We start from the raw sequence: 23,710 nt of genomic DNA on the forward strand, positions 1-23,710 counted from the left end.
CACGCGCCGCCTCCCCAAGGCAACGGGAAGACGGCAACGGAAGGAGGCGAAAATGGCCGAACGGTCTTTTGCCAAGGAAGTCGAAAAGCTGAGACTTGGCGCCGGCGAGGAATTCGCCGGCGAGGGCATCCTCGCCATCACCAAGGCGCTGCTGCAATGTGGCGTCGGCTATGTCGGCGGCTACCAGGGCGCGCCGATCAGCCATCTAATGGACGTGCTGGCCGACGCGCAGGACATCCTGGGCGAACTCGGCGTGCATTTCGAGGCGAGCGCTTCCGAAGCCACCGCCACCGCCATGCTTGCCGCTTCCGTGCATTATCCGATCCGCGGTGCCGCGACCTTCAAGTCGACGGTCGGCACGAATGTCGCGTCCGACGCGCTCGCCAACCTGGCGTCCGGCGGCGTCACCGGCGGCGCGCTGATCATCGTCGGCGAGGACTATGGCGAGGGCTCCTCCATCATGCAGGAGCGCAGCCACGCCTTCGCCATGAAGAGCCAGGTCTGGCTGCTCGACCCGCGCCCGAACCTGCCCTCGATCGTCAAGGCGGTGGAGGACGGCTTCGAGCTATCGGAAATCTCCAACACGCCGGTGATGCTGCAGGTGCGCATCCGCTGCTGCCACGTCCACGGCCACTTCATCGCTAAGGACAACAAGCGCCCGCCGATGTCGGTCGCCGATGCGCTGTCGGCGCCCCGCCGCGACACCGGCCGCATTGTTTTACCGCCCGCCTCCTTCCTGCATGAGAAGGAGAAGGTCGCCAAGCGTTGGCCGGCGGCGGTCGATTTCATCAAGAGCCGCAAGATCAACGAGCTCTTCGGGCCGGACCACGGCTCGGTCGGCATCGTCATGCAGGGCGGTATGTACAATTCCGTCATTCGCGCGCTGCAGCGGCTCGGCCTCGCCGACAACTATGGCGACACCGACGTGCCGCTTTACGTGCTGAACGCCGTCTACCCGCTGGTCGACGACGAGTTCCTTTCCTTCTGCGAAGGCAAGCAGGCGGTGCTGGTCGTCGAGGAAGGCCAGCCCAACTACATCGAACAGGCCTTTGCCGCGATGCTGCACAAGGCCGGGCGCGGCACGAAGCTGGTCGGCAAGGAGCATCTGCCGATGGCCGGCGAATACACTGGCCAGGTGATGCTCGACGGCATCGGCTCCTTCCTGCGCGCCAATGCTCCGCATCTTTTGCCGGGCGAGGTGCGCGCGCCGAACAAGCTGGGCGAGGGCGTCGACACGGCCGACCTCATCAACGTCGTCCCCGGCCGGCCGCCGGGCTTTTGTATCGGCTGTCCGGAGCGGCCGATCTTCGCCGCGACGAAGCTGGTCGAGCAGGAGCTCGGCAAGCACCACATCGCCTCCGACATCGGCTGTCACCTGTTCTCGATCATGCCGCCCTTCGAGTTGGGCGCCACGACGATGGGCTACGGGCTGGGGCCTGCCTCGGCCTCCGCCTTCAATTCGCCGGACGCGAAACGCCGCTCTATCTCCTTCGTCGGCGATGGCGGCTTCTGGCACAACGGCCTGACCTCCTCGATCGGCAACGCCGTCTTCAACAAGAATGACGGCGTCATCGTCATCGTCGACAATTTCTACTCGGCCGCCACCGGCGGCCAGGACATCCTGTCCTCGCGGGCTTCGAACCGCACCAAGTCGACCAAGCACCCGATCGACGAAGCGGTGAAGGGCATGGGCGTCAAATGGCTGCGCCACATCGATCGCACCTATGATGTCGGCAAGATGCGCGCCGCGTTGCGCGACGCGCTGACCACCGAGGAGAAGGGGCCGAAGGTCATCGTCGCCTCGTCGGAATGCATGCTCAACCGGCAGCGCCGCGAGAAGCCGCTGGTCGACAAGGCGATCAAGGGCGGCGAGCGGGTGGTGAAGCCGAAATTCGGCGTCGACGAGGACATTTGCACCGGCGACCATGCCTGCATGCGGCTCTCCGGCTGCCCGTCGCTGTCGGTGAAGTCGCTCGACGATCCGCTGCGCGACGATCCGGTCGCCGCGATCGACCAGAACTGCGTCGGCTGCGGCAATTGCGGCGAGGTGGCGGATGCCGCCGTGCTCTGCCCGTCCTTCTACCGGGCCGACGTCGTCCACAATCCCGGGCGTTGGGACCGGTTCCTGGAAAGCGTGCGCCGCGTCGTCATCGGCCTGTTGCAGCGCCGCCGCGAGAGCCGCCGTTTGATGTTCGCCGATGCTTGACCACAACGCCGCATTGCGCCCGAAGGCGGGCGCTCATGACGACGAGCGGGTGATAAAACTCGCCGTGCTCGCCGTCGGCGGCCAGGGCGGTGGCGTCCTTGCCGACTGGATCACCGACGTCGCCGAACGCAACGGCTATATCGCGCAATCGACCTCCGTCGCCGGCGTCGCCCAGCGCACCGGCGCGACGATCTATTACATCGAGATGGCTCGCGACACCGGCCGGCTGCCGGTCTTTGCGCTGTCGCCCTCGCAGGGCGACGTCGATATCCTGATCGCCGCCGAATTGATGGAGGCCGGCCGCGCCATCATCCGCGGCTTCGTCACGCCCGAGCGTACGACGCTGATCACCTCCTCGCACCGCATCGCCGCCGTCTCGGAAAAGATCGAGCCGGGCGACGGCCGCGCCTCGTCGGAAAAAGTGCACGCGACTGCGCAGGCTGCCGCAAAGCGCTTCATCGCCTTCGACATGGAAAAGATCGCAGCCGAGAACGGCACGATGATCTCGGCCAGCCTGCTCGGCGCGCTGGCCGGCTCCGATGCGCTGCCCTTCACGCGCGAGAGCTACGAGCAGGCGATCGGCGCCGGCGGCCGTGGCGTCAAGGCGAGTCTCGCCGCCTTCCGCGCCGCTTGTGACCGCGCACGCGGCATCGCTGCAGCACCGGCCGATGTCAGGGCAGAGGCGAAACCTGCCGCGCCCCAAGCCAAGTCGACGGCGAAGGTCAGCGGCCCGGAAACCCTGCTGAAGGGCTGGCAGGAACTTGCCGCCCGCGTCGCGGCGCTGCCGGAACCAGCGCGCGACATGGCCGAACGCGGCCTAAAAAAGGTCGTCGACTATCAGGACATCGCTTATGGCCGCGAATATCTCGACCGGCTGGACAGAGTGGTGGCGCTGGACGATGCGGCGCGCGGCTATGCTTTGTCGATTGCGGCCGCAAAGCATCTCGCTAACGCCATGTGCTACGACGACATGATCCGCGTCGCCGATCTGAAGACGCGCTCGACCCGCGACAAGCGTGTGCGCAAGGAGGTCGGCGTCAAGGACGGTTCGGTGCTGCAGGTCACTGAATATTTCCATCCGCGCATCGAGGAGTTCTGCGGCACGCTCCCGGCGGGGCTCGGCAGCTATATCGAGAGCCGGCCGAAGCTCGCCGCTTTCCTCGACCGCCGCATCAATCGCGGCCGCCACATCCGCACCGACAGTTTTTCCGGCTTCGCCATGCTGTGGTTCATCGGTGGCCTGCGCCGCTGGCGCCGCCGCCTGCTGCGCCACAGGATAGAGGTTGAGCATCTGGAGCGCTGGTACGAACTGGCGCTCGCCCATGCGCGGGACAACTACGCGCTTGCCACCGAAATCCTGAACTGTCGCCGCCTGATCAAGGGCTACAGCGACACCCATGCCCGCGCCCAGTCGAAATTCGACCGCGTGCTGTCGGCGCTAGCCATGCTCAAGGGTCGTGAAGACGCCGCCGACTGGATCCGCCGCCTGCGCGAGGCGGCGCTGAAGGACGAAAAGGGCGACATGCTCGATGGCGCGTTGAAGACGGTGGCGACGCTGGGCGGATAGGCCGGCTTTGTAACGCGCGAGTTGTTGCCACGGATTGGCTATTCGGTCGCTTCCCGTCCCGAGACCTCCTCGACATGGATCCGGAAGAAGACGTGCGGCAAACTGTCTGAGACTGGAGGCATGACAGGCTTGAGCGCGCCGGGCTCCCACCAGTCCGTGTGCTTGCTCAACACCGACCATGCATGGTCGCGCTCAACCCGGTGGCCGATTCGGTCCGGCAGTTCCTCATAGCGGCCGTCGACGATCACGCTTCTCCAGCCGCGCCCCTGCGTGTGCTCTCCCACCTGCGCGCATACCGGGGGATTGGCCCGCATCCAGTCGATCTTCTTGCCCGGCAAGGAGAATGCATAGAGGTGACTGTCGGCATAGGCGTAATTGAAACATACGACGTAGGGTCGTCCGTCCTTCGCGCATGCCAGATGTCCAGTGCGGTTGGCCGCCAACATTTTCGTGCATTCCAGGGTGGAGAGCGTGCGGATCATCATCTGTGTGATCTCCTTCAGCCGGCCTTCGGCCTCGCGGATTTCTGTCGATCGGTTCTTGCCGATACTAGTGCGGGACACGTCCAGGCTCATTGATATGGATCAATTTGTTACGGGGCGAAGGCCGGGGCCTGCCATGCCGCACTGATCGAAATCTGCGGCGAACCGATCTAACGAAGATGTGATCGATGCCGCTCCGACGGAATTCGGCTCCGTCCTCCGTTTCACGGAGGTAGGGATGAATTACGGAGACAACGCATGTTCACCAAATACTGTCTGCCCGTTGCCTTGGCCGCCGGCACATTGATGCTGTCCGGCGTCGGCTCGCAGGCCATGCCGATGGCCAAACCCAATGCCGCGCCGCTACCCATCGAAACCGTCGGCTGGCGCTGCGGCCCCGGCTGGCACATGAACCGCTGGGGCAGATGCGTGCCGAACGGCCGGGTGATCATCCGCCCGATGCATGTGCGCCATTGGCACCCCGGCTTCTGGTATCACGGCCGCTGGCATCGCGGTTTTTGGAGCTGATGATCCGTCGAGGGATCGACGCCCCCGCCGGCAACGGCGCGGGCGTTTTTTGTTGAGGGGCTATCTCGTTGAGCTTCGCGGAACGTTCGTGATTGGCCGAAGCCCCTCAGCTTCGTCATCCACGGGCGGAGCGGAAGCGAAGCGGACGCGGAGACCCGAGGATCCATTCCGTGACCTTGGCCGAGGGATGCAGCGGAGCAGAATTCTGCACCGCGGCAACGCCTCGGCGTCACGGAATGGATTCTAGGGTCTGCGCGCGTCGCTTCGCTCCTTGCTCCGCCCTAGAATGACGAAGGATATCTGATGCCGCGCCTGTCACCGCCGGGCAAAGTCGAAGCTCACACCACCAAATCTCGCATCGGCCTCACCGCCGCCGACTCCGGAAACACCTTGTCGCCAAGCACGGCCGGCGACAGTCCGAACTGGTCGGCCAACAGGCCCTTCAGCACCGCGCGCACATCGCTGGTCGGCGCGAGGTCGCGTTGCTCGTAGAGCTGCGCCGGCTTCAGGCCCGGCCAGTCGGCGATGACGCGGCCGCCCTTGATCGCGCCGCCGGCCAAAAGCACCACCGTGCCGGTGCCGTGATCGGTGCCGACCGTGCCGTTGATGCGCGCGGTGCGCCCGAACTCGGTGATGGCGACGACAGCCGTATCCTTCCAGCGTTCGCCGAGCCCCTTCTCGAATTCCTCGAAGGCGCCGTCGAGGCCGCCGAGCAGATTGGCGAGCCGGCCGGTGGCGCCGCCTTCGTTGACATGGGTGTCCCAGCCATCGAAGGCGAGCGCGGCGATGCGCGGCCCGTCATCGGCCGCCATCAACCTCGCAGCACCCTGCGACGACTGCCGCATGCCGGCGGCGTTGTCGAGGCCGCCTTTCGGCTTCATCGTCTTGCCGTCGAGCGCGTCGCCCATCGCCATCCGGTCAGCGTCGAGGCCTTTCTGAAGTGCTGCCGCCAGCAGCGGATCGCGATGGTTGTAGAGGTCGAGCACGCGCTCCGCCAAGGCGTCGCCGGGCGTCGGCAAAGCCTGTGGCGCCCAGCCGAGCACGGGGGCTGCGCCGCGGATCACCAGCGGCGTCGACGGCCCGACCGCCAGCCCGCCGAGCTTCGCCACGCGCTCGCCCGCCGGCAGGCTGGCCAAAGCCCGGTTGAGCCAGCCGGTGGTTGCGTTGCCCGGACCCGGCAGGCCGCTTTCCAGAACGTCCTGGCCGTCGAAATGCGAGCGGTCGCGATAGCCGGTCGCGGCCGCATGCACCACTGCGGCCTGGCCCGCCTTGAACATGCGCGCAAACACCGGCATTGCCGGATTGACGGCGAAGAAACCGTCGAGCGGCAATGCCGCGTTGGCGCCTGAGAGCGAAAGCGCGATGTCGCCATGCAGGCCGACATAGTCGGGATCGCCGACCGGTCCGACTGTCGACAGCCCGTCCAGCGCGCCGCGCAGCACGATGACGATCAGGCGCGGGTCGCGGTTGTCGGCGGCGCGGGCAAAGCGCGGCAGATAGGCCCAGGCAAACAGCGCGCCGCCGGTCATCAAGACAGCACGGCGGGACAGGTTGGGAGTTTCGCAAAGAAGGTTCATGGCCGCTTCTCCATTGCTAGGTCACCGGCGCTGGAATTACCGTCGCTGGAATTCTGGGGCCATCAACAGCAGCGCCAGGCCCTGCTGCTTGGACTCCGCGCGCGAAATCGCCTGCCGCGTCTCGGCCGAGACGGACGCGCCGATCAGCGAGGCCAGCGCCTCGTCGGGGTCGCCGATGTCGTCCGCTTGCTTCGCGGCCTGCCAGGCGATGTCCAGCCGCGTCTTGAGCCCCTCGGCGGAAGCCCATGCGTCCGTCCGGTCGGGAAAGCCGTTCGGCCCCGACGGCTGCCATAGCGGTTCGCCGAGCACGCTCAGCCAGCGAAGCGATCGTTGCGGTTCGTTGCCGGCGGTGGCGCCGACCGCCCGCCGCAGCGCGACGACATAGTCCAGTGGCGAGCGCAGTTTCGTGAGCGGCGTCGACCAGGCTTCGGGCATCTCGATCAGCGTCAATGCGATCGAGCGCAAGTCGCCGTCGGTCTTGGCGAAGACCGTGGCAAGGCGGGCGACTGCCGCCGGGGGCGGATCGTCCGCGATGAAATGGCGGGCAAGCTTGGCGGCGATGTGCTGCGCGGTGGCCGGATGGCGGGCAATGTCGTTGAGCGCCGCCTCCGCCTGGCCCATGCCGCCGTCGGGATAGGTCTTGCCGAGCAGCACCGCCTTGCCCGGCTGATGGGCATTGGCGTTGAAGACGAAGGTGCCCGGCTCTCCGAGCCGCCCCTCGCGTCCAGCCATCGTCCAGCCGGTCAGCATGCCGGCGAAGCTGGTGACGTCGGCCTGGGCATAGCCGCTGCCGACGCCCAGTGTGTGCAATTCCAGGATCTCGCGGGCGAGGTTCTCGTTGAGGCCGCGGCCGCGCCGCTTGCCGGCGCGCGAGTCCGGCCCGATCGACTGCTGGTTGTCGAGATAGAACAGCATGGCGGGATGATGCTCGACGGCCAAAAGCATGTCGGCGAAACGGCCGAGCACGAAGGGCCGGATCGCCTCGCGCTCGAAGGCGCCGGCGCATGCTCGCACGACCGGCGCCTTGGCGACGGAGACGCAGAAATGGTTCGTCCAGAAGCCGACCAGCCGTTCCACGAAACCGGGTGTCGCCACGAGCGCCTTGTCGAAACGGGCCTGCGCTTCGTCGCGATAGATATCGGCCTCGACACGCGGCACCGCGGGCTTGGCTTTTGTCCCGGCCGAGCCGGCCGGGTCTTGCATGGCTGTCGGCTGTATCGCGGCCGCCGCCTTCTCATTCCGCGCCGCCTTGCGCTCCATCGCCGCCGTCATGCTGGCCTGGATTGCCGCGGTGCTGTCCAGCAGCCCGGCATTCTTCGGGTCGTCGGGGGAAATGAGCGCGATGTCTTGCAGTTTGAGCTCGGCCTTGAGATAGCCGCGCGGATCGGCGGCGATCTTGCCGAGGTCGTCGCCGGCTTTTGCGCCGAGGCCGAAGCGGTGAAGCGTCACCAGCGCCGGATCCGGCGATGCGGGATTTGAGACCGGTGCGGCCAACGAAGCCTCCGTTCCGAACTATGCATGGATCGGGAAGGGCGCTCATGACGCCGGCCGCAGCACCGGCGTCATGAGCGGGCGATCACCAGCGGCGCCAGTGGTGATAGGGGTGCCAGGCCGGGCCGATATAGACGCGCGGTCCGCCCCAGTAATAATAGCCGGGATAGACCACGCGACGATTGGGGACGCAGCGGCCCCAGTGGTTGGGATGCCAACCCGGACCGCAGCCCCAGGCGACGTGCTCTATCATTGCGGGCGCCGGCGCGACCGGTGCGATCGGCATCGCCGAGGCGGCGCTTGCGGCGGCCGTTCCGCCGATGGCGAGCGCGGCCGCGATCGAGTACTTTGTCAGACGGTTCATGGGATACTCCCGAAAGTTTCGAGGTTGAAGAGAACCTGCTCGCCGCCAAAGGCGGTCACAGGCCTGTCCCTCTTTCCCTTGAACGGGCGTGCTTGCCCTTTCCGTCGCTGCCTATGGCGATTTTTTTGCGGGCGGCTGCCTGCCGGCACGCCGCAGCAGGGCGTCGGCCAGCAACTGGCGGTCCTCTGGCGAGCTCGACGCGGCGAACGCGATGATGCGCTGCTCGAGCCGGGTGCGCACGGTGACATCGGCATTGCGCGCGCGCTCCAGCGCCGCGGCAAGCGCGTTGCTGTCGAGGGTCGGCTGCTGCAGGAGGTTCGCCGCCTCGCGCCGCGCGGCCTGCCCATCGAGGATCACGTCGCGGGACTCGCGACGTACCTCGCGCAGCGCCTGGCGGAAGATCTTGCGGTCGGCGGAGGGCAGCCGGCCGCCTGCCGATTCCAGCGAAAAGCCCGGATTGGATTTGCCGATCAACCAGCCGGCGCCGCCGGCCACCGCGCCGATCAGAAAAACATTCAGCACCAGGGATGCCGCGACGAGACGGGGGTTCATAGGTCCTCCTCGGCCTGGTCGGCGTCGGGACCGGCATCGCCGAACGACGTCGCATTGGCGTCCATCACATAGTGGTCGGAGGGAGCGTCCGGGGCAACGACGGTCACCAGCGCCAGCCCTGCCACGGCGCCGGCCAGGCCGACACCGGCAAGCCCGAAGCCCAGCCACCAGAACCGGTGGCGGCGCTGCTGCCTGACCTCGGTCGCGGCGTGGGCGGCAATCGCGCGATGCAGAGCCGGGCTGGGCGCTTCGACCCGATGCCGGTCGAGCATGGCGTCGAGCCTGCCGGCACGCGCCAGGATGGCGCGACCCTCGTCGGTCTCAGCAAACGGCATCGCCGCGGCCTGGTCAGCCGGCGGCCAGCGGTGCAACGCGCCGCCATAGGCATCCGCCAGCGCGGCGAAGCGCCCGGCATCCATCGGTCTTGCGATAGGTTTCTCAGCCATCTCTTTCCCCCTTCCACCGTTTTGACGTGGCCCCCCACGCCGCGGTCCTTGGAATTCGCAGTCCCTTCGAGGTCTCAGTCATCGCCATCTCCCGTGAGCATGGCCTGCAGCGAGCGACGGCCCCGCGCGAGCAGGCTTTCCAGCGCATCGACGCTGACCTGCATGGCGCCGGCGGCCTCGATGTTGGACAGCTCCTGATAATACACCAGCACGATCGCCTCGCGCTGGCGCGGCGCGATGCGCTGCAGCGCCTGGTTGACCCTGCGCTCTTCGTCGCCCGGCATCGCATCGGGAAGCGGCGCTTCATCGGCCACCTCCGGCAGCTCGTCCGTCGTCCATTCGCGTCGGCGCCGCAGTCGGTCGTAGCAAAGGTTGAGCGCGACGCGGTGGATCCAGGTGTCGAAGCGCGCCTGCCCGTGGCGCCAGCCCGAGGCATGGCGCCAGATGCGCACGAAGGTCTCCTGGGCGATGTCCTCGGCCTCCGCCGCGTCGCCGAGCATCCGGGCGGCCAGGGCCAGGAGGCGCGGCAGCTTGCGCGCCACCATCGCCTGCACGGCGGCGGGATCGCCGGCGCCGATGCGGCGTACCAGTTCCTCGTCCGGATCGGCGCCCATCAACCCGGGCGCTCGCGACTGTCATTGTGCGGCATAGCCTCTTGGTCATTGCTCCTGATTGGGAGCGGATTTGTGGCCCGGCCTCTCGTCGGCGCCGAGCACGCCGTCGCCGTTCTTGTCGAGCCTGGCGAAGCGCTTGGCGAGGAAGGCATCGAGCTCGCCCTTGTCGACGAAGCCGTCCTTGTTGGCGTCCATGCGCGCGAAGGATTTGGCCGGATCGCCCTTGGCCTTGCGTCCGGTCTGGAAAGCGGTCCATTCGGCGAGGCTGACCTTGCCGTCATTGTCGGTGTCGGCCCGCACCAACGCCTTTTCCCGGCGCGCCTCGAATTTTTCCAGCGACAGGCCGGGCTTGTCCGTGGCGGCGGCCGAGCTGTCCGGCGCCGCCTGGGCCGGCACGGGGGCAGGGGTCGGCGTCGTTGTCTGGGCGACCGCGGCCGCGGTCTGCAAGCCAAAGGCAACGACGAATATCGTTTGGCGGATCATGCTCTCGTCTCCGGTTGGGCGCGGCCATTGGCGGCCACGCTTCAGCCGTTAAACGCGAGGCGGAGCAAAATCCGTCGGTTCTTTTTCGACCGGACAAAAGTCCACTGCATCCGGCCCGGCCGGACCGGAGCATCCCTGAAGGACGGAAAGCGACGACTATCTCGGGTGGTCGACCGCCACAAGTTGGTCCGGCTTGAAGCCCGCATGCTGCGGGGTCCAGACATCGCCTTCGCGGTTGAACCAGTGGCACAGATACGTGCCGGAAGCCGCACCGTCGCTGATTGTCATCTCCGGGCCTCCGGATTTCAGCCTGACGACGTCTCCGGTCTTGAAACTATTGGGCATTTTGACCTCCCATGCTGACAAGGCGAGTTTCCCACCAACAGCGATTCCCGACAATGGCCGAGATGCGCATGTAAAGTGGTGCAGGCTGGGAAGGCGTGGAAAACTGGCGCCGCGCGCGACACGCCGGATAGCGCTGAATGCATGGCCGCCAAAGCTTTGGAGCCGAAACTCGCGGCCTGCTCCCTCCTCGGGTTCAATCGGTGTCGCGCTGTGGAGCTGGCGGCTGTGTCGACCGGCCGTCTTCTCCGGCCGGGCGGACGGTCATGGACCTTTCATCGGGCCACAATGCCTGTGCCTTCATCACCGCCGCCAGAAGATTATCTGCTTCAACGCTTCCGATTTCAGTCAGAAGCGGGCCTTTGCCTCCTGCTCCGAAATCGACGTGATAGACCGTCCAACTCCTCATCGCATTTCCGACAATTTGCGTCTCGGCGCGGGCACGCGGGATGGAAGCCCGGCTTGCTTTTTGTGGTTAGGATTTTGAGGTCCGCAAGCCGGGCATGCACCGACCGATGGGCGGGGGGCTTGGGGTTATCAGCCGGTGCGATCGCGAGACTGTCTGATTTGCCCGCTAGCCCACAATCGACCGAGGTCTGTCCTGCCAAACGCATTGGTCCGAAGGGACAAAAGATATAGCCCCTTATTCCGTTAGGGAAAGAAAGCCTTGCCCTCAAGGGAAGGTGACACGCCGCCCCCGGAGCGTCCTTGTTTGGACGGAAACAGCAGTGGGAGAGGGAAGAAGGAAGATCCTGAAAAAGATTGAGAGCGCGAATGGCAGCGCAGGAAAAGGGTACCCCGCACGCTTCTGGAGTCCCGCTGACGTCGCGCAGTAAGGATTGGGCGAATGTCCTTATTGCGGACTCACGCCCAAATAAGGTCGTGCCGCAATATCCGCGCAAGCGATCCTAATTGTCGGGAGTTTTGGTGCCGCTTGCGTGACTCGAACACGCGACCCCATCATTACGAATGATGTGCTCTACCAACTGAGCTAAAGCGGCCCGGGAAGCGTCAGGCTTCCAGAATGGGCTGGGTGATAGACTCAACCGCTCGCTAATTCAAGATGGGCAGCGGTGAATTCCGGCCTCGTCGGCGGCAATTCCGATCTACGGTTACCGCGCGACGGGCGCAGGCGTTGCCCGCGGCGGCGTGCGGGCCGGCCGCCCTTTGCACCTGGCTGGCCGGCGCGGTCGCGCCGGCGGTGACGAAAAATGTTGATTCTTCAACAAAAAATGCCGAAATGGCTTTGGCCGGCAAGGCAGCCGCTCGCCGTTGATTGATTGGTCGGCTGCGCTACCGATCAGGAACCGTGAGCGAACGCGCAGAGGGAGCTCGCTTGGACCCCATCGAGAAAGCGATCCGCAATGCCTTCGAGAAAGGCAATGCCGAGGACCGGGCGTTCCGCGAGAAGGTCTATCGATCGGCCTTTGCCGCGCTGGACCGCGTCCTGCAGGCCAATCCGAACATAACCGTCGAGGCCGCCATCAGCCGCCGCAAGGCGGTGCAGGCCAAGATCACCGAGATCGAATCGGAGTTCCTGCCGGCAGTGCCCGACGTGACGCTGCCGCCGGAAAACGTCGCGCCGGCCGGCAATGGCGCGCCGGATCCCCGTGTCGAAGCGCCGGCCGGATCGGCAGCGCCCTCGGTCGACGCGCCGTTGCCGCCGTCGCAATCGGCACCCTCGCCCTCGATCACCGTCGACGGTCCGGTCCAGCCCGACGCCTCGGACCAGCCGCGTTCGCGCGTTTTGCCGCGCGTGCCCGACATCATGCCGGACGAGACGGCGCTTCCCGATGCGCCGTCATTAGATGATTCGCCGGGCGCTCCGGTCGGCAACGGCGCCCAGGTTGCGCCCGACCGTGACGAGCGGCGCATTAGGGGCCGGCGCCTGCCGCTCACCGCCATCTTTGTCGTCGCGACGCTGCTCGCGGCCGCCGGAATCGGCCTCTATTTCGCCAAGCAGACCGGTGTGTTCAAGACGGCGGCCGAGCTCAACACCGGTCCGCCGGAACCGACGCCGACGCTGGACGACGAGGATTCCTCGCAGCCGGCCGAACCCGGCTCGCCCCAGAAGCCAGGCGAGGCGGACCAGTCGAAGAACTGGATCAACGTCTTCTCGCCCGCCGATCCGACCCATGTCAGCGCGCCGTCCGACGCCGCCGCCGAGGTGATGAAGGACGACACCGGCCAGTTCCTGCGCATCCGCTCGGGCGCCTCGGGCTCGGCCATTGCCTTCGATGTCGGCCAGGGCGTGCTGGAGAAGCTTGCCGGCAAGCATGCCATGTTCGACATCATCGCCCGCTCGGAAGAGGGCAAGGAGACGCAGATCTCGGTCGACTGCAATTTCGGCGATCTTGGCGATTGCGGCCGCAAACGCTACGCGGTCGGCCACGAGCGCAACGAATATCTGTTCGATGTGCGGTTCCCGAACAAGCATCCGGGCGCCGCCGGCACCATCGCCGTCAACTCCGACTTCGACCAGCAGGGCAAGTCCGTCGATATCTACGACATCCGCGTCTCGATCGCGGAGTGACTGCGCTTACCTATCGATGCGGGCGCAGCAATCCCCGACCGCGCCCGCATCGGATTTTAGCTCTTAGCCATCCAGCAGCGCCTGCAGCGTCTCGATGCGGTCGGCTTCCGCCGCCGGCTTGTCCCAGCGCAGCCGTGAGATGCGGGGAAAGCGCATCGCGACGCCCGATTTATGCCGGGTCGAGCGGTTGAGGCCTTCGAATGCCACCTCCAGCACCAGGCCGTTCCGGCGGTCGGCGCGCACCGAGCGTACCGGCCCGAAACGCTCGATCGTGTTGTCGCGCACATATTTGTCGATCTCTCTCAGCTCCTCGTCGGTGAAGCCGAAATAGGCCTTGCCGACCGGCACCAGCTCTTCCGAGCCCTCGGGGCCGGACCAGACGCCGAACGTGTAGTCGGAATAGAAGCTGGAGCGCTTGCCGTGGCCGCGCTGCGCATACATCAGCACCGCGTCGATGGTGTGCGGATCGCGCTTCCATTTGAACCAGGGCCCTTTCGGCCGGCCGGCGAGATAGGGTGAATCCCAGCGCTTCAGCATCACCCCCTCGATGATCGGGTGCGGCGGCGCCTGGCGAAGCTTCTCAAGCGTTTCCCAATCGGGGAACGCGACAAGGGGCGACAGGTCGAAGCGGCGGGGATCGAGCGTCCCGACGAAGGCCTCGAGGCGCTTGCGGCGCTCGGCGAAGGGCAGCGCGCGCAAATCCTCGCCGTCGATCTGCAGCGCGTCGTAGCAGCGCATGAAGGCCGGATATTGCTGCTGGATCTTCGGCGAGACGCTCTTGCGGTTCAGCCGCTGCTGCAGGTCCGAAAACGTACCCGTCGCCTCGCGCGGGTCGCCGACCAGCAGCTCACCGTCGAGCGCCGCTTCGAAATTCATCGCCGCGGCAACGTCCGGGAAGGCGCCGGACACGTCGTCGCCGGTGCGCGAATAGAGCCGGCGGACGCCGCCTTCGCACACCGCCTGCACGCGGATACCGTCCCACTTCCATTCCGCCGCGTAGTCTGCCGGGTCGAGCTTTGCGAGATCGCCGTCGTCGACGGCATTGGAAAGCATCACCGGCCGGAACAGCGCAAGCGCGGCACTCCTCGGCTTTTCCGCCCGGCCTTCCAGCCAGGCGAACAGCTCGGTGTAAGGCGGCGCCAGCCCGTGCCAGAGTTCCTCGATCTCGGCGACGTCGACCTGGCCGAGGTCGGCCAGCGCCTGCTTGGCGAGCCTGGCCGACACGCCGATGCGCAAGCCGCCGGTCACCAGCTTGATGATGGCGAAGCGCGCCGAGATGCTGGCGTTGTCGAGCAGCCGCGCCAGCACTTTGGGCCCGTCGGAGCGGCTTGCCGCCTGCAATTTGCCGACCACCTCGGCAAGCGTCGGCACATGATTGGGGATATGTCCTTGCGGTTGCGGCCAGACCAGCGACACGGTCTCGGCGAGGTCGCCGACATAGTCATAGGAATAGCCGAACAGCACCGGGTCCATGCGCTCGACCACCAGCGCGCGCAGCATCGCCGGCTTTACCGCCGCGATGTTGAGATCGCCGGTGATGGCCGCCAGCGCCAGCCCGCGATCGGGGTCCTCGACGCTGCGGAAGTAGTCAGTCAGCAGCGTCAGCTTGCCGTTGCGCGACGGCGTCAGCACCAGGCGGTCGAGGAGCTCGGCGAAGCGGTTCATGGCTGGGGGGACCACGCCAATGGCGAGAGCCGGCGCGAGGCGCCCCCCTCTGGCCTGCCGGCCATCTCCCCCTCAAGGGGGGAGATCGGGTGTCGCGCCGGCTTTCGCCAATCTCCGGCGCCGCGGGAGATGCGCCGGCGCTGAAGCTGCCAATCTCCCCCCTTGAGGAGGAGACGTCCGGCAGGACAGAGGGGGGCGCCGTAGAACTCAGCGGCGACGATTGGCGAACACTGTTCCATCAGTCGCCCTCGTCCTCATACCCCACGAGATGCAGCGGCCTTGCCGCGATGCCCTCCAGCTCGCACCAGCGCACCAGCGCCTCCTCGCGGCCATGCGTCACCCAGATTTCCTCCGCGCCGGTTTCCTTGATCGTGATGATCAGCTCGTCCCAATCGGCGTGGTCGGAAATGATCAGCGGCAGCTCGACGCCGCCTTGCTTGGCGCGCTGGCGGATGCGCATCCATCCCGAGGCGAAGCACGAGATCGGGTCCGGAAAACGCCGCGCCCAGCGGTCGGCGAAGGCCGACGGCGGGCCGACGACGATGGCGCCGGCGAAATCGGCCTTGCTGCCGCTCTCGACCGTCGCCGGCTCGAGTTTGCCGAGATCGATGCCCTGGCCCTGATAATATTCGCTGAGCTTCGCCAGCGCGCCATGGATATAGATCGGCCTGTCGTAGCCGGCGTCGCGCAACAGCCGCATCACGCGCTGCGCCTTGCCGAGCGCATAGGCGCCGATCAGATGCGAGCGCTCGGGAAATTGCGCCGCCGATTTGAGCACGCGGGCGATCTCCTCATGGTCCGGCGGATGACGGAACACAGGCAGGCCGAAAGTCGCCTCGGTGATGAAGACATCGCACCGGATAGGTTCGAACGGCAGGCAGGTGGCATCCTTTTGCCGCTTGTAGTCGCCGGAGGCGACGATACGCATGCCCCGGTGCTCGACGCAGATCTGCGCCGAGCCCAGCACGTGCCCGGCCGGATGGAAGGTGACGGCGACGCCATTGATGTCGAGTGTTTTGCCAAACGCTGCTGCCTGCGTCGTTCCGGCGAAATCTTCGCCATAGCGCAGCCCCATGATGTCGAGCGTCTCTTGCGTGGCCAGCACCGACTGGTGGCCGGATCGCGCATGGTCGGAATGGCCGTGCGTGATCAGCGCTCGCTCGACGGGCCGCACCGGGTCGATGAAGAAATCGCCGGGCGGGCAATAGAGGCCTTCCGGTCGGGATTTGAGCAGTTCGCTGGCGCGCATCGCTCCAAGATAGTGGCTAAATTCCGCGCGGGAAGCCTGTTGCAAGAGACTGCTGACTCATCTTGGATCGCGATGGCGTTTCGTTGAAACGCCATCACGATCCAACTCTTTGTTGGAGCATGATCTCTCTCCGAAAACCGGTTCCCACTTTTCGGGATCATGCTATGGAACCCTTCGCCGGCCCGCCTCGCCGGTGGGATCCTTCGCAATGAAACCGTTCCAGGCCTCGTCGGGCGATCTGAATGCCGACCGTCGCGCCGATTTCGCCGAGACGCTGCTCGCCTCGGGCGAGCCCGCGCAGGCGGCGGAGCTTCTGCTCGGCGCGCTGGAACTGGCGCCGCGCTGGGCCGCGGGCTGGTTTCGCCTCGGCGAGATGCAGGAAGTGGCTGGCCTGCTCGACCAGGCCGCGCAAGCCTGGGCCATGGCCCTGAAGCTCGAGCCCGCGGATCGCCTGGGCGCCGCGCTCAAGCTTCAACTGATCGGCAAGGCGCCAGCCGCGGCGGCGCCGCCAAGCGCCTTTGTCGAGACCTTGTTCGATCACTATGCCGACAGCTTCGAGGACTCGCTCGTCAAGAAGCTCGGCTACGGGCTGCCGGACTTTCTCGGTCGCTCCATCGGCACGGCAAGGCCCGGCCGGTTCCGGCTGGCGCTTGATCTCGGCTGCGGCACCGGCCTGATGGGCGAAAGGCTGCGCCCTTTCGTCGACCGGCTGGAAGGCTACGACATCTCGGCCGGCATGCTGAGGAAGGCGAAAGCCAAGGGCATCTACGACCTGCTGGCCAAGGCCGACCTTCAGCATTTCTCCCACACCGGCGACAGAGCCGACCTCGTGGTCGCTGCCGACGTATTCATCTATCTGGGCGCCCTCGAACGCATCGTCGGCGCGGTTGCGACCGTGCTTGCCGAGGATGGCATATTCGCCTTTTCGCTCGAGACGCTTGCCGGCGGCGGTGATTTCGCCCTTTTGCCGTCACGGCGCTATGCCCATTCCGAGGCCTATGCGAGGCGCGTGCTTTGCGCCAACGGGCTTGCGGTCCTGTCGCTGGAAAGCATGGTCATCCGGCACGACCGGCGCGATCCGATCGAAGGTCTTGCCATCGTGGCGGGGAAAGGACATCCGGTGTAAAGGATCGCCAACGCCGCGATCCTTCCCACCCCCCTCTGGCCTGCCGGCCATCTCCCCCGCAAGGGGGGAGATCGGATGTCGCGGCGGCTTTCGCCAATCGCCAACGCTGCAGGAAGAGCGGCAGGCCGAAACTGCCAATCTCCCCCCTTGAGGGGGAGATGTCCGGCAGGACAGAGGGGGTGCTGTCCCGCCGACGTTGTATTAATTCTCTGCCCCCGAAAAAGCCCGAATCGCATGTCGGGTTACAGGGGGGCGAACGTCGCAAGGAGATATCCATGCGCTGGACCATGGTTGCGTTGGCATCCTGCCTGACGGTTGCCGGCTGCGTCGGCGGCACGTCGATGGCCGAGCGTCAGGACGAGGATGTCCAGTCCTCGTTGCAGTATGACGATGTGCCTTGCGACCAATTGCTGGCGCAGCGCAATCAGCTGGCGCAGCAGAACAATCTGCCTGTCACCGCCAAGCCCGGCTTCTCCAATCCGGCGATGGGCTTCGGCCCTTTTATGCCGGACACGCGCTCCAAGGCGCAGCGCGCCAGCAACAAGGCGAGCGGCGAGATCGACGCCATGAGCCGCTCGATCGACCGCCGCGACTGTGGCAAGCCGAAGAAGAAGGAGACGTTCGGGCTGCCCGGCTCGAAGCCTTCCTGAGAAGCCGACATTCGATATTTTAACGCCCGGCCGGATCGCCGAGCGTTTGACTGCGCTTGAAAGTCCAACCGATGAACCTCTCGGACCTCGGCGACCGCATCGTTATCCTGGGACCGTCCAACAGCGGCAAGTCTACCCTTGCCGACGCGATCGCGCGCAAGCGCGGCTTGCAAGCCGTTCACCTCGATCTGCTCTTCCATCTGCCCAACACGGATTGGGAGCAACGCCCGAGGGACGAATTCATCGCCCTGCACGATTCCGCGATAGCTGGCGAGCGCTGGGTGATGGACGGCAACTACTCGGTGTGCATGCCGCAGCGCCTTCGGCGGGCAACAGGCTTGATCCTGCTGGATATCTCCACGGCGTCGAGCCTTCTGCGCTATTTTAGGCGAACGCTGTTCGAGAAAGACAGGCTAGGCGCCCTGGAAGGCGGGCGCGACAGCGTCAAATGGGACATGATCCACCACATCGCCGTCACCACGCCGAAAAACCGCAAGAAATACCAGGCGATGTTCGAAGAGCTTGCGCTGCCGAAGCTGCGGCTGTCTTCGCTGCGGGCGATCAAGCAGTGTTTTCGCGACTGGGGTTTGACTCCGAACTAGTGGCACTGCACAGGGGTTTGACCGGTCGGCTCCATTTGCGTGCGTCGGTAGGTGGCATGTTTGGAGGTTGGCCGAAACGCCCATCGCGATCGTCATTCTAGGGCGGAGCAGGAGCGAAGCTCCGTCGCGAAGACCCTAGAATCCATGCCGTTACCTTCGCCAAGGCGTGCAACGGAGCAGAATTCTGCACCGTGGCGGCGATTCCAAGTCACGGCATGGATTCTATGGTCTGTGCGCGTCGCTTCGCTCCTTGCTCCGCCATAGAATGACGAGGTTGGGGCGGCTTCGATAATCCCCGGCATTTGTGCTGACTTTCACGGAAAATCTTGCACCAAGACAAACGGCAACCTTTCATCCCTTGTCGGGGACTAATATCCCGCTTCGCGGTCGACCAGGTTCTGGAGCTTATCGCCGCGCTCGAATGCGTCCATCTGCCGAAGCATGATCGGCACCAGATGGGCCGGGTCCGAGGTCGCCGCCGCGTGCGGCGTGACGAACACTTTCGGATGGCTCCATAACGGGCTGGTCTTCGGCAGCGGCTCGACTTCGAACACGTCGAGGCTCGCTTCCTTCAGCGTGCCGTCGTCCAGCGCGCGCACGATGTCGGCGTCCTTCTGCAGGCGGCCACGCCCGGCATTGATCAACACCGCGCCGCCAAGGCCGTTGCGCCGGCGCAGTTCCTTGAGCAGCCCGTAATTGACAATGCCTTGGGTTTGCGGCGTGAGCGGCAACAGCACCACCAGTATATCGGTGGCGTTGAGGAACGGGATCAGCCCCGCCTCGCCGGCATAGGTCGAAACACCCTTCATGGCCTTGTCGCTGCGCGACCAGCCATTGACGGCGAAGCCGAGCGAAAGCAGCGCCGACGCCGCGGCGCGGCCGAGGTGACCGAGGCCCATGATACCGACGGAGATGTCGCCGGCCGGCCGCTGCAGCGGCTCGTGCCAGGTCTTCTTCGGCTGCTGTGCCCGATAGAGCATGCCGTGCCGATGGTGATCGAGCACCCTCCAGACGACATATTCGGTCATGTACTGGGTGAGATTGTCGGCGACGACCCTGACGATCGGCACATCGGGCAGGCCGGGGTCGGCAAAGATGTGATCGACACCTGCGCCGACCGAGAAGATGGCGCGCAGGTTGGGCAGTCCGGAGAGCAGGTTCGGCTTGTGCTTCCACACCACCGCGTAGGCGATCGAGGGGTCGCTGGCGCCGGCCGGCTCCAGCACCACCTCACGTTCGGCCGCCAGCAGCTGGTGCCAGCGCTGCGGATGAAACGCCGTGACGGCAAGCAGGATTTTGCCTTTTTCCATTTTCGGATTTTTCTTCCCTGTATCTCCAGCCAAGCCTACTCGCTGACCACGCCGGTCGGCGCCGTCTCGATCTTGAAGGCCGCCGCCATCAGCGCCCGCGTATAGTCGGTTTGCGGGCTGCTGAAAATCTGCGCGGAAGGTCCCGCCTCGACGATCTGGCCATTGCGCATGACGATGACGTCGTTTGCAAGGGCACGGACGACCTTGAGGTCGTGGCTGATGAAGAGATAAGCGAGGTTGTGCTTGGCCTGAAGGCCGCGCAGGAGGTCGACCACCTGCGCCTGCACGCTCATGTCAAGCGCCGAGGTCGGCTCGTCGAGCATGACGAAGCGCGGGTTGAGCACCATGGCGCGGGCGATGGCGACACGCTGGCGCTGGCCCCCGGAGAACTCGTGCGGGTAGCGGTGACGGGTTTCCGGATCGAGGCCGACCTCCTTCAGCACCTCCACGATCTTGTCGTCGCGCTGGTCGGCGGAGAGTTTCGGCGAATGGATCTTCAGCCCTTCCTCGATGATCTCCGAGACCGAGAGGCGCGGGCTGAGCGATCCGAACGGATCCTGGAAGACGATCTGCAATTCGCTTCTCAGCGGCCGCATGGCGCTGAAGGACAGCTGGTTGATGTCGCGTCCGTTGAAATTGATCGTGCCGGTCGAGGAGATCATCCGGGCGAGCGCCAGCCCGAGCGTCGTCTTGCCCGAGCCGGATTCGCCGACGACGCCGAGCGTCTGGCCGGCGCGCACGGTGACGTCGATGCCGTCGACCGCCTTCACATGGTCGACAGTCTTGCGGAAGAAACCCTTCTTGATCGGGAACCAGACCTTGATGTCCTTGCCCGTCATGACGGATTTGGCGCCCGGGTCGGCCGTGGGCGGCTTGCCCTTCGGCTCGGCCGCCAGCAGATGCTTTGTATAGTCATGCTGCGGATTGGCGAAGATTTCCCTGGTCGGACCGCTCTCGACGATCTTGCCCTTGGTCATGACGCAGACGCGGTCGGCGATCCGGCGCACGATGCCGAGATCGTGCGTGATGAACAACAGCGACATGCCCTTGCGGGTTTTGAGCTTCGCCAGCAGTTCCAGGATCTGCGCCTGCACGGTGACGTCGAGCGCCGTCGTCGGCTCGTCGGCGATCAGCAGTTCCGGCTCGTTGGCCAGTGCCATGGCGATCATGACACGCTGGCGCTGGCCGCCGGAGAGCTGGTGCGGATAGGCGTCGAGGCGCTTTTGCGGATCGCGGATGCCGACCTCGTTGAGCAGCTCCAGCGTGCGCGCGCGGGCCGGAGCATCGCGCATGCCTTGATGCAGCTGCAGCACCTCGACGATCTGCTGCTCGATCGTGTGCAGCGGGTTGAGCGAGGTCATCGGCTCCTGGAAGATCATGGTGATCTTGTTGCCGCGCACGCCGCGCAGGGCCTTCTCGTTCATGGCGAGCAGGTCGGCGCCGCTGAACAGGATCTTGCCCGACGGATGGCTGGCGGCGGGATAGGGCAGAAGCTTCAGCACCGACAGCGCCGATACCGATTTGCCCGAGCCCGATTCGCCGACCAGGGCCACCGTCTCGCCCTTGGCGATGTCGAAGGAGATATGGTCGACGGCGATCGATTGCTTGCCGCCCTGCGCGAAGGCGACGCTCAGATCTTGGACGGACAGCAGGGCTTGGCTCATTTGAACGTCTTGCGCGGATCGAAGGCGTCGCGTGTCGCCTCGCCGATGAAGACCAGCAGGGACAGCATCACCGAGATGACGATGAAGCCGGAAATGCCGAGCCAGGGGGCGTTGAGGTTGCGCTGCGCCTGTTTCAGCAATTCGCCGAGCGAGGCCGAGCCTGGCGGCAGGCCGAAGCCGAGATAGTCGAGCGAGGTCAGCGTCGAGATCGAGCCACTGAGCAGGAAGGGCAGGAAGGTCAGCGTCGCCACCATGGCGTTCGGCAACAGGTGCCGGAACATGATGGTGAGGTTCGGCACGCCCAGCGCGCGCGCCGCGTTGACATATTCGAAGTTGCGCGCGCGCAGGAATTCGGCCCGCACCACGCCGACCAGCGCCACCCACGAGAACAGCAGCATCAAGCCGAGCAGGATGAAGAAGCCGGGCGGCAGGATGGCCGAGACGATCAGCAAAAGGTACAGCACCGGGATCGCCGACCAGATCTCGATGAAGCGCTGGAAGAGAAGGTCGGTCCAACCGCCGAAATAGCCCTGCACCGCGCCGGCCGCGACGCCGATCAGCGACGAGCCGAGCGTCAGGATCAGGCCGAACAGCACCGAGATGCGGAAGCCGTAAATCACGCGCGCCAGCACGTCGCGGGCCTGGTCGTCCGTGCCCAGCCAGTTCCAGTTGCCGACGACGCAGTTCTCGTCGGCCTCTCCCTTCGGGTATTGGCCGCAACGCTTGTTCTTGTCGTAAAGCCAGGACGGTTTTGCCGGCGCCGGTTCCGGAATGGCGTTGTTGACCGTCTGATAGGAGTAGCGGACCGGCGGCCAGATCATCCAGCCATTGGCATTGATCTCGTCCTGGATCACGGGATCGCGATAGTCGGTGACGGCATAGAAACCGCCGAACTTTTCTTCCGGATAGGCGACCAGAACCGGAAACAGGATCTCGCCCTTGTAGGAAGCGATGATCGGCTTGTCGTTGGCGATCAGCTCGGAAAACAGTGACAGCACGAACAGCAACAGGAAAATCCAGAGCGACCAGTAGCCGCGTCGGTTGGCCTTGAAGTTCTGCAATCGCCTCTGGTTGAGCGGCGACAGCCATGGCCTGCGGGGCCGCGCCGGCGCGCTTTCGATCGCGGCCTCGGCCATCAGATGTCTCTCCGCTCGAAGTCGATGCGCGGATCGACCCAGGTGTAGATCAGGTCGGACAGAAGGCCGACGAACAGGCCGAGCAGCGAGAAGATGTAGAGGGTGGCGAACACCACCGGATAGTCGCGGTCGATCACCGACTTGAAGCCGAGCAGGCCGAGGCCGTCGAGCGAGAAGATGTTCTCGATCAGCAGTGAGCCGGTAAAGAAGGCCGAGATGAAGGCGCCGGGAAAGCCGGCGATCACGATCAGCATGGCGTTTCGGAAGACGTGGCCGTAGAGCACCTTGTGCTCCGACAGGCCCTTGGCGCGCGCCGTGACCACATATTGCTTGCGGATTTCTTCAAGGAAGGAGTTCTTGGTGAGCAGGGTGGTCGTCGCGAAAGCCGACAGCACGAGCGCCGTCAATGGCAGCGTCATGTGCCAAAAATAGTCGGCGATCTTGCCCGGCCAGGAGAGCTGGTCCCAATTGTCCGAAACGATGCCGCGCAGCGGAAACCAGTCCCAGAACGAACCGCCGGCAAACAGCACCATGAGCATGATGCCGAACAGGAAGCCGGGAATGGCATAGCCGACGATGACGACGCCACTGGTCCACACGTCGAAGGTCGAGCCGTCCTTCACCGCCTTGCGGATACCGAGCGGGATCGAGATCAGGTAGGACAGAAGCGTGATCCACAGCCCGATCGAGATCGAGACGGGCATCTTCTCCAGGATCAGATTCAGCACCGAGATGTCGCGGAAATAGCTGTCGCCGAAATCGAAGCGGCTATAGTTCCACAGCATCATGCCGAAGCGTTCGAGCGGCGGCTTGTCGAAGCCGAACTGCTTTTCCAGCTTCTTGATGAATTCGGGATCGAGTCCCTGCGCGCCGCGATATTTCGAGCTAACGTCGCCGGCAACGTCGAAATTGCCGCTACCGCCGGCGTCGCCGCCACCGCTGCCCAGGCGATCGTTGCCGCCCTGGTTGGTCAGCCGGGCGATCACCTGCTCGACCGGACCGCCCGGCGCGAACTGAATGACCGCGAAGGAGATCGCCATGATGCCGAACAGCGTCGGGATCATGAGAAGAATGCGGCGCAGGATATAGGCGCCCATCAGGCGTCCGACCCCGCGCAAACGTT

Annotated in this window: 22 protein-coding genes and 1 tRNA gene; 7 read left to right on the plus strand and 16 right to left on the minus strand. The window is 65.4% G+C overall.

Going from position 1 to position 23,710, the window contains the following annotated elements; genetic code table 11:
* Positions 1–52 precede the first annotated feature (52 nt).
* Complete coding sequence (locus WDX12_RS12650) at positions 53–2,206, plus strand: thiamine pyrophosphate-dependent enzyme (RefSeq protein WP_434725092.1); 2,154 nt, start codon at positions 53–55, stop codon at positions 2,204–2,206.
* Entirely contained in the window at positions 2,199–3,773 is a 1,575-nt protein-coding gene (locus tag WDX12_RS12655) for an indolepyruvate oxidoreductase subunit beta family protein (protein ID WP_434725093.1), read from the plus strand. Before WDX12_RS12650 ends, WDX12_RS12655 begins: the two co-directional genes overlap by 8 nt.
* 38 nt (positions 3,774–3,811) lie before the next feature.
* On the opposite strand, the gene WDX12_RS12660 is transcribed toward WDX12_RS12655, so the two are convergent.
* Positions 3,812–4,258, minus strand: a complete 447-nt coding sequence (locus WDX12_RS12660) for a pyridoxamine 5'-phosphate oxidase family protein (protein WP_434725619.1) — start codon at positions 4,256–4,258, stop codon at positions 3,812–3,814.
* A gap of 255 nt (positions 4,259–4,513) precedes the next feature.
* On the opposite strand from WDX12_RS12660, the gene WDX12_RS12665 reads away from it, so the two are divergent.
* The gene (locus tag WDX12_RS12665) at positions 4,514–4,783 is read left to right on the plus strand and encodes a GCG_CRPN prefix-to-repeats domain-containing protein (RefSeq protein WP_434725094.1); all 270 of its coding nucleotides are present in this window, start codon (positions 4,514–4,516) and stop codon (positions 4,781–4,783) included.
* Positions 4,784–5,121: 338 nt separating this feature from the next.
* On the opposite strand, the gene WDX12_RS12670 is transcribed toward WDX12_RS12665, so the two are convergent.
* From WDX12_RS12670 to WDX12_RS12710, 9 genes are all read right to left on the minus strand, one after another.
* Positions 5,122–6,360, minus strand: a complete 1,239-nt coding sequence (locus tag WDX12_RS12670) for a DUF1501 domain-containing protein (RefSeq protein WP_434725095.1) — start codon at positions 6,358–6,360, stop codon at positions 5,122–5,124.
* 36 nt (positions 6,361–6,396) lie between these two features.
* On the minus strand, positions 6,397–7,854 hold the full coding sequence (locus WDX12_RS12675; protein WP_434725096.1) for a DUF1800 domain-containing protein: 1,458 nt from the start codon (positions 7,852–7,854) through the stop codon (positions 6,397–6,399).
* An 82-nt stretch (positions 7,855–7,936) separates the two neighbouring features.
* Entirely contained in the window at positions 7,937–8,215 is a 279-nt protein-coding gene (locus WDX12_RS12680; protein WP_434725097.1) for a GCG_CRPN prefix-to-repeats domain-containing protein, read from the minus strand.
* A 111-nt stretch (positions 8,216–8,326) separates the two neighbouring features.
* Positions 8,327–8,767: a periplasmic heavy metal sensor gene (locus tag WDX12_RS12685; protein WP_320297795.1), complete on the minus strand. Its 441-nt coding sequence runs from the start codon at positions 8,765–8,767 to the stop codon at positions 8,327–8,329.
* The gene (locus tag WDX12_RS12690) at positions 8,764–9,213 is read right to left on the minus strand and encodes a hypothetical protein (protein WP_434725098.1); all 450 of its coding nucleotides are present in this window, start codon (positions 9,211–9,213) and stop codon (positions 8,764–8,766) included. Before WDX12_RS12690 ends, WDX12_RS12685 begins: the two co-directional genes overlap by 4 nt.
* A gap of 74 nt (positions 9,214–9,287) precedes the next feature.
* Entirely contained in the window at positions 9,288–9,827 is a 540-nt protein-coding gene (locus WDX12_RS12695) for an RNA polymerase sigma factor (protein ID WP_434725099.1), read from the minus strand.
* A 45-nt stretch (positions 9,828–9,872) separates the two neighbouring features.
* Positions 9,873–10,310, minus strand: a complete 438-nt coding sequence (locus tag WDX12_RS12700; RefSeq protein WP_434725100.1) for an EF-hand domain-containing protein — start codon at positions 10,308–10,310, stop codon at positions 9,873–9,875.
* A 156-nt stretch (positions 10,311–10,466) separates the two neighbouring features.
* Positions 10,467–10,655: a YodC family protein gene (locus WDX12_RS12705; RefSeq protein ID WP_140648157.1), complete on the minus strand. Its 189-nt coding sequence runs from the start codon at positions 10,653–10,655 to the stop codon at positions 10,467–10,469.
* Between the two features lie 922 nt (positions 10,656–11,577).
* A tRNA-Thr gene (locus tag WDX12_RS12710) sits at positions 11,578–11,653 on the minus strand.
* Between the two features lie 335 nt (positions 11,654–11,988).
* Here WDX12_RS12710 and WDX12_RS12715 point away from each other — a divergent pair.
* Entirely contained in the window at positions 11,989–13,185 is a 1,197-nt protein-coding gene (locus tag WDX12_RS12715) for a hypothetical protein (protein WP_434725101.1), read from the plus strand.
* 63 nt (positions 13,186–13,248) lie between these two features.
* Here WDX12_RS12715 and WDX12_RS12720 read toward each other — a convergent pair whose 3' ends face one another.
* A complete protein-coding gene (locus tag WDX12_RS12720) occupies positions 13,249–14,850 on the minus strand; it encodes a cisplatin damage response ATP-dependent DNA ligase (protein WP_434725102.1) in 1,602 nt (533 codons plus the stop codon).
* 238 nt (positions 14,851–15,088) lie between these two features.
* A complete protein-coding gene (locus tag WDX12_RS12725) occupies positions 15,089–16,099 on the minus strand; it encodes a ligase-associated DNA damage response exonuclease (RefSeq protein WP_434725103.1) in 1,011 nt (336 codons plus the stop codon).
* A 208-nt stretch (positions 16,100–16,307) separates the two neighbouring features.
* On the opposite strand from WDX12_RS12725, the gene WDX12_RS12730 reads away from it, so the two are divergent.
* From WDX12_RS12730 to WDX12_RS12740, 3 genes are all read left to right on the plus strand, one after another.
* Entirely contained in the window at positions 16,308–17,225 is a 918-nt protein-coding gene (locus tag WDX12_RS12730; RefSeq protein WP_434725104.1) for a methyltransferase domain-containing protein, read from the plus strand.
* 275 nt (positions 17,226–17,500) lie between these two features.
* Positions 17,501–17,875 carry a hypothetical protein gene (locus tag WDX12_RS12735; protein ID WP_320297787.1) on the plus strand — a complete coding sequence of 125 codons (375 nt, stop codon included), beginning with the start codon at positions 17,501–17,503 and terminating at the stop codon, positions 17,873–17,875.
* Between the two features lie 71 nt (positions 17,876–17,946).
* A complete protein-coding gene (locus WDX12_RS12740) occupies positions 17,947–18,477 on the plus strand; it encodes an AAA family ATPase (RefSeq protein ID WP_434725105.1) in 531 nt (176 codons plus the stop codon).
* A 368-nt stretch (positions 18,478–18,845) separates the two neighbouring features.
* On the opposite strand, the gene WDX12_RS12745 is transcribed toward WDX12_RS12740, so the two are convergent.
* Genes WDX12_RS12745 through WDX12_RS12760 form a run of 4 tightly spaced genes read right to left on the minus strand, consistent with a single transcriptional unit; the run spans position 18,846 to position 23,684 of the window.
* Positions 18,846–19,787: a 2-hydroxyacid dehydrogenase gene (locus tag WDX12_RS12745; RefSeq protein WP_434725106.1), complete on the minus strand. Its 942-nt coding sequence runs from the start codon at positions 19,785–19,787 to the stop codon at positions 18,846–18,848.
* Positions 19,788–19,822: 35 nt separating this feature from the next.
* On the minus strand, positions 19,823–21,451 hold the full coding sequence (locus tag WDX12_RS12750) for an ABC transporter ATP-binding protein (RefSeq protein ID WP_434725107.1): 1,629 nt from the start codon (positions 21,449–21,451) through the stop codon (positions 19,823–19,825).
* Positions 21,448–22,587 carry an ABC transporter permease gene (locus WDX12_RS12755; RefSeq protein ID WP_434725108.1) on the minus strand — a complete coding sequence of 380 codons (1,140 nt, stop codon included), beginning with the start codon at positions 22,585–22,587 and terminating at the stop codon, positions 21,448–21,450. The genes WDX12_RS12750 and WDX12_RS12755 overlap by 4 nt, the downstream gene beginning before the upstream one ends.
* Positions 22,587–23,684: a microcin C ABC transporter permease YejB gene (locus WDX12_RS12760; protein ID WP_320297782.1), complete on the minus strand. Its 1,098-nt coding sequence runs from the start codon at positions 23,682–23,684 to the stop codon at positions 22,587–22,589. The genes WDX12_RS12755 and WDX12_RS12760 overlap by 1 nt, the downstream gene beginning before the upstream one ends.
* Positions 23,685–23,710: the final 26 nt, after the last annotated feature.

This window comes from Mesorhizobium sp. RIZ17, from assembly GCF_051127865.1.
Classification (GTDB): domain Bacteria; phylum Pseudomonadota; class Alphaproteobacteria; order Rhizobiales; family Rhizobiaceae; genus Mesorhizobium; species Mesorhizobium humile.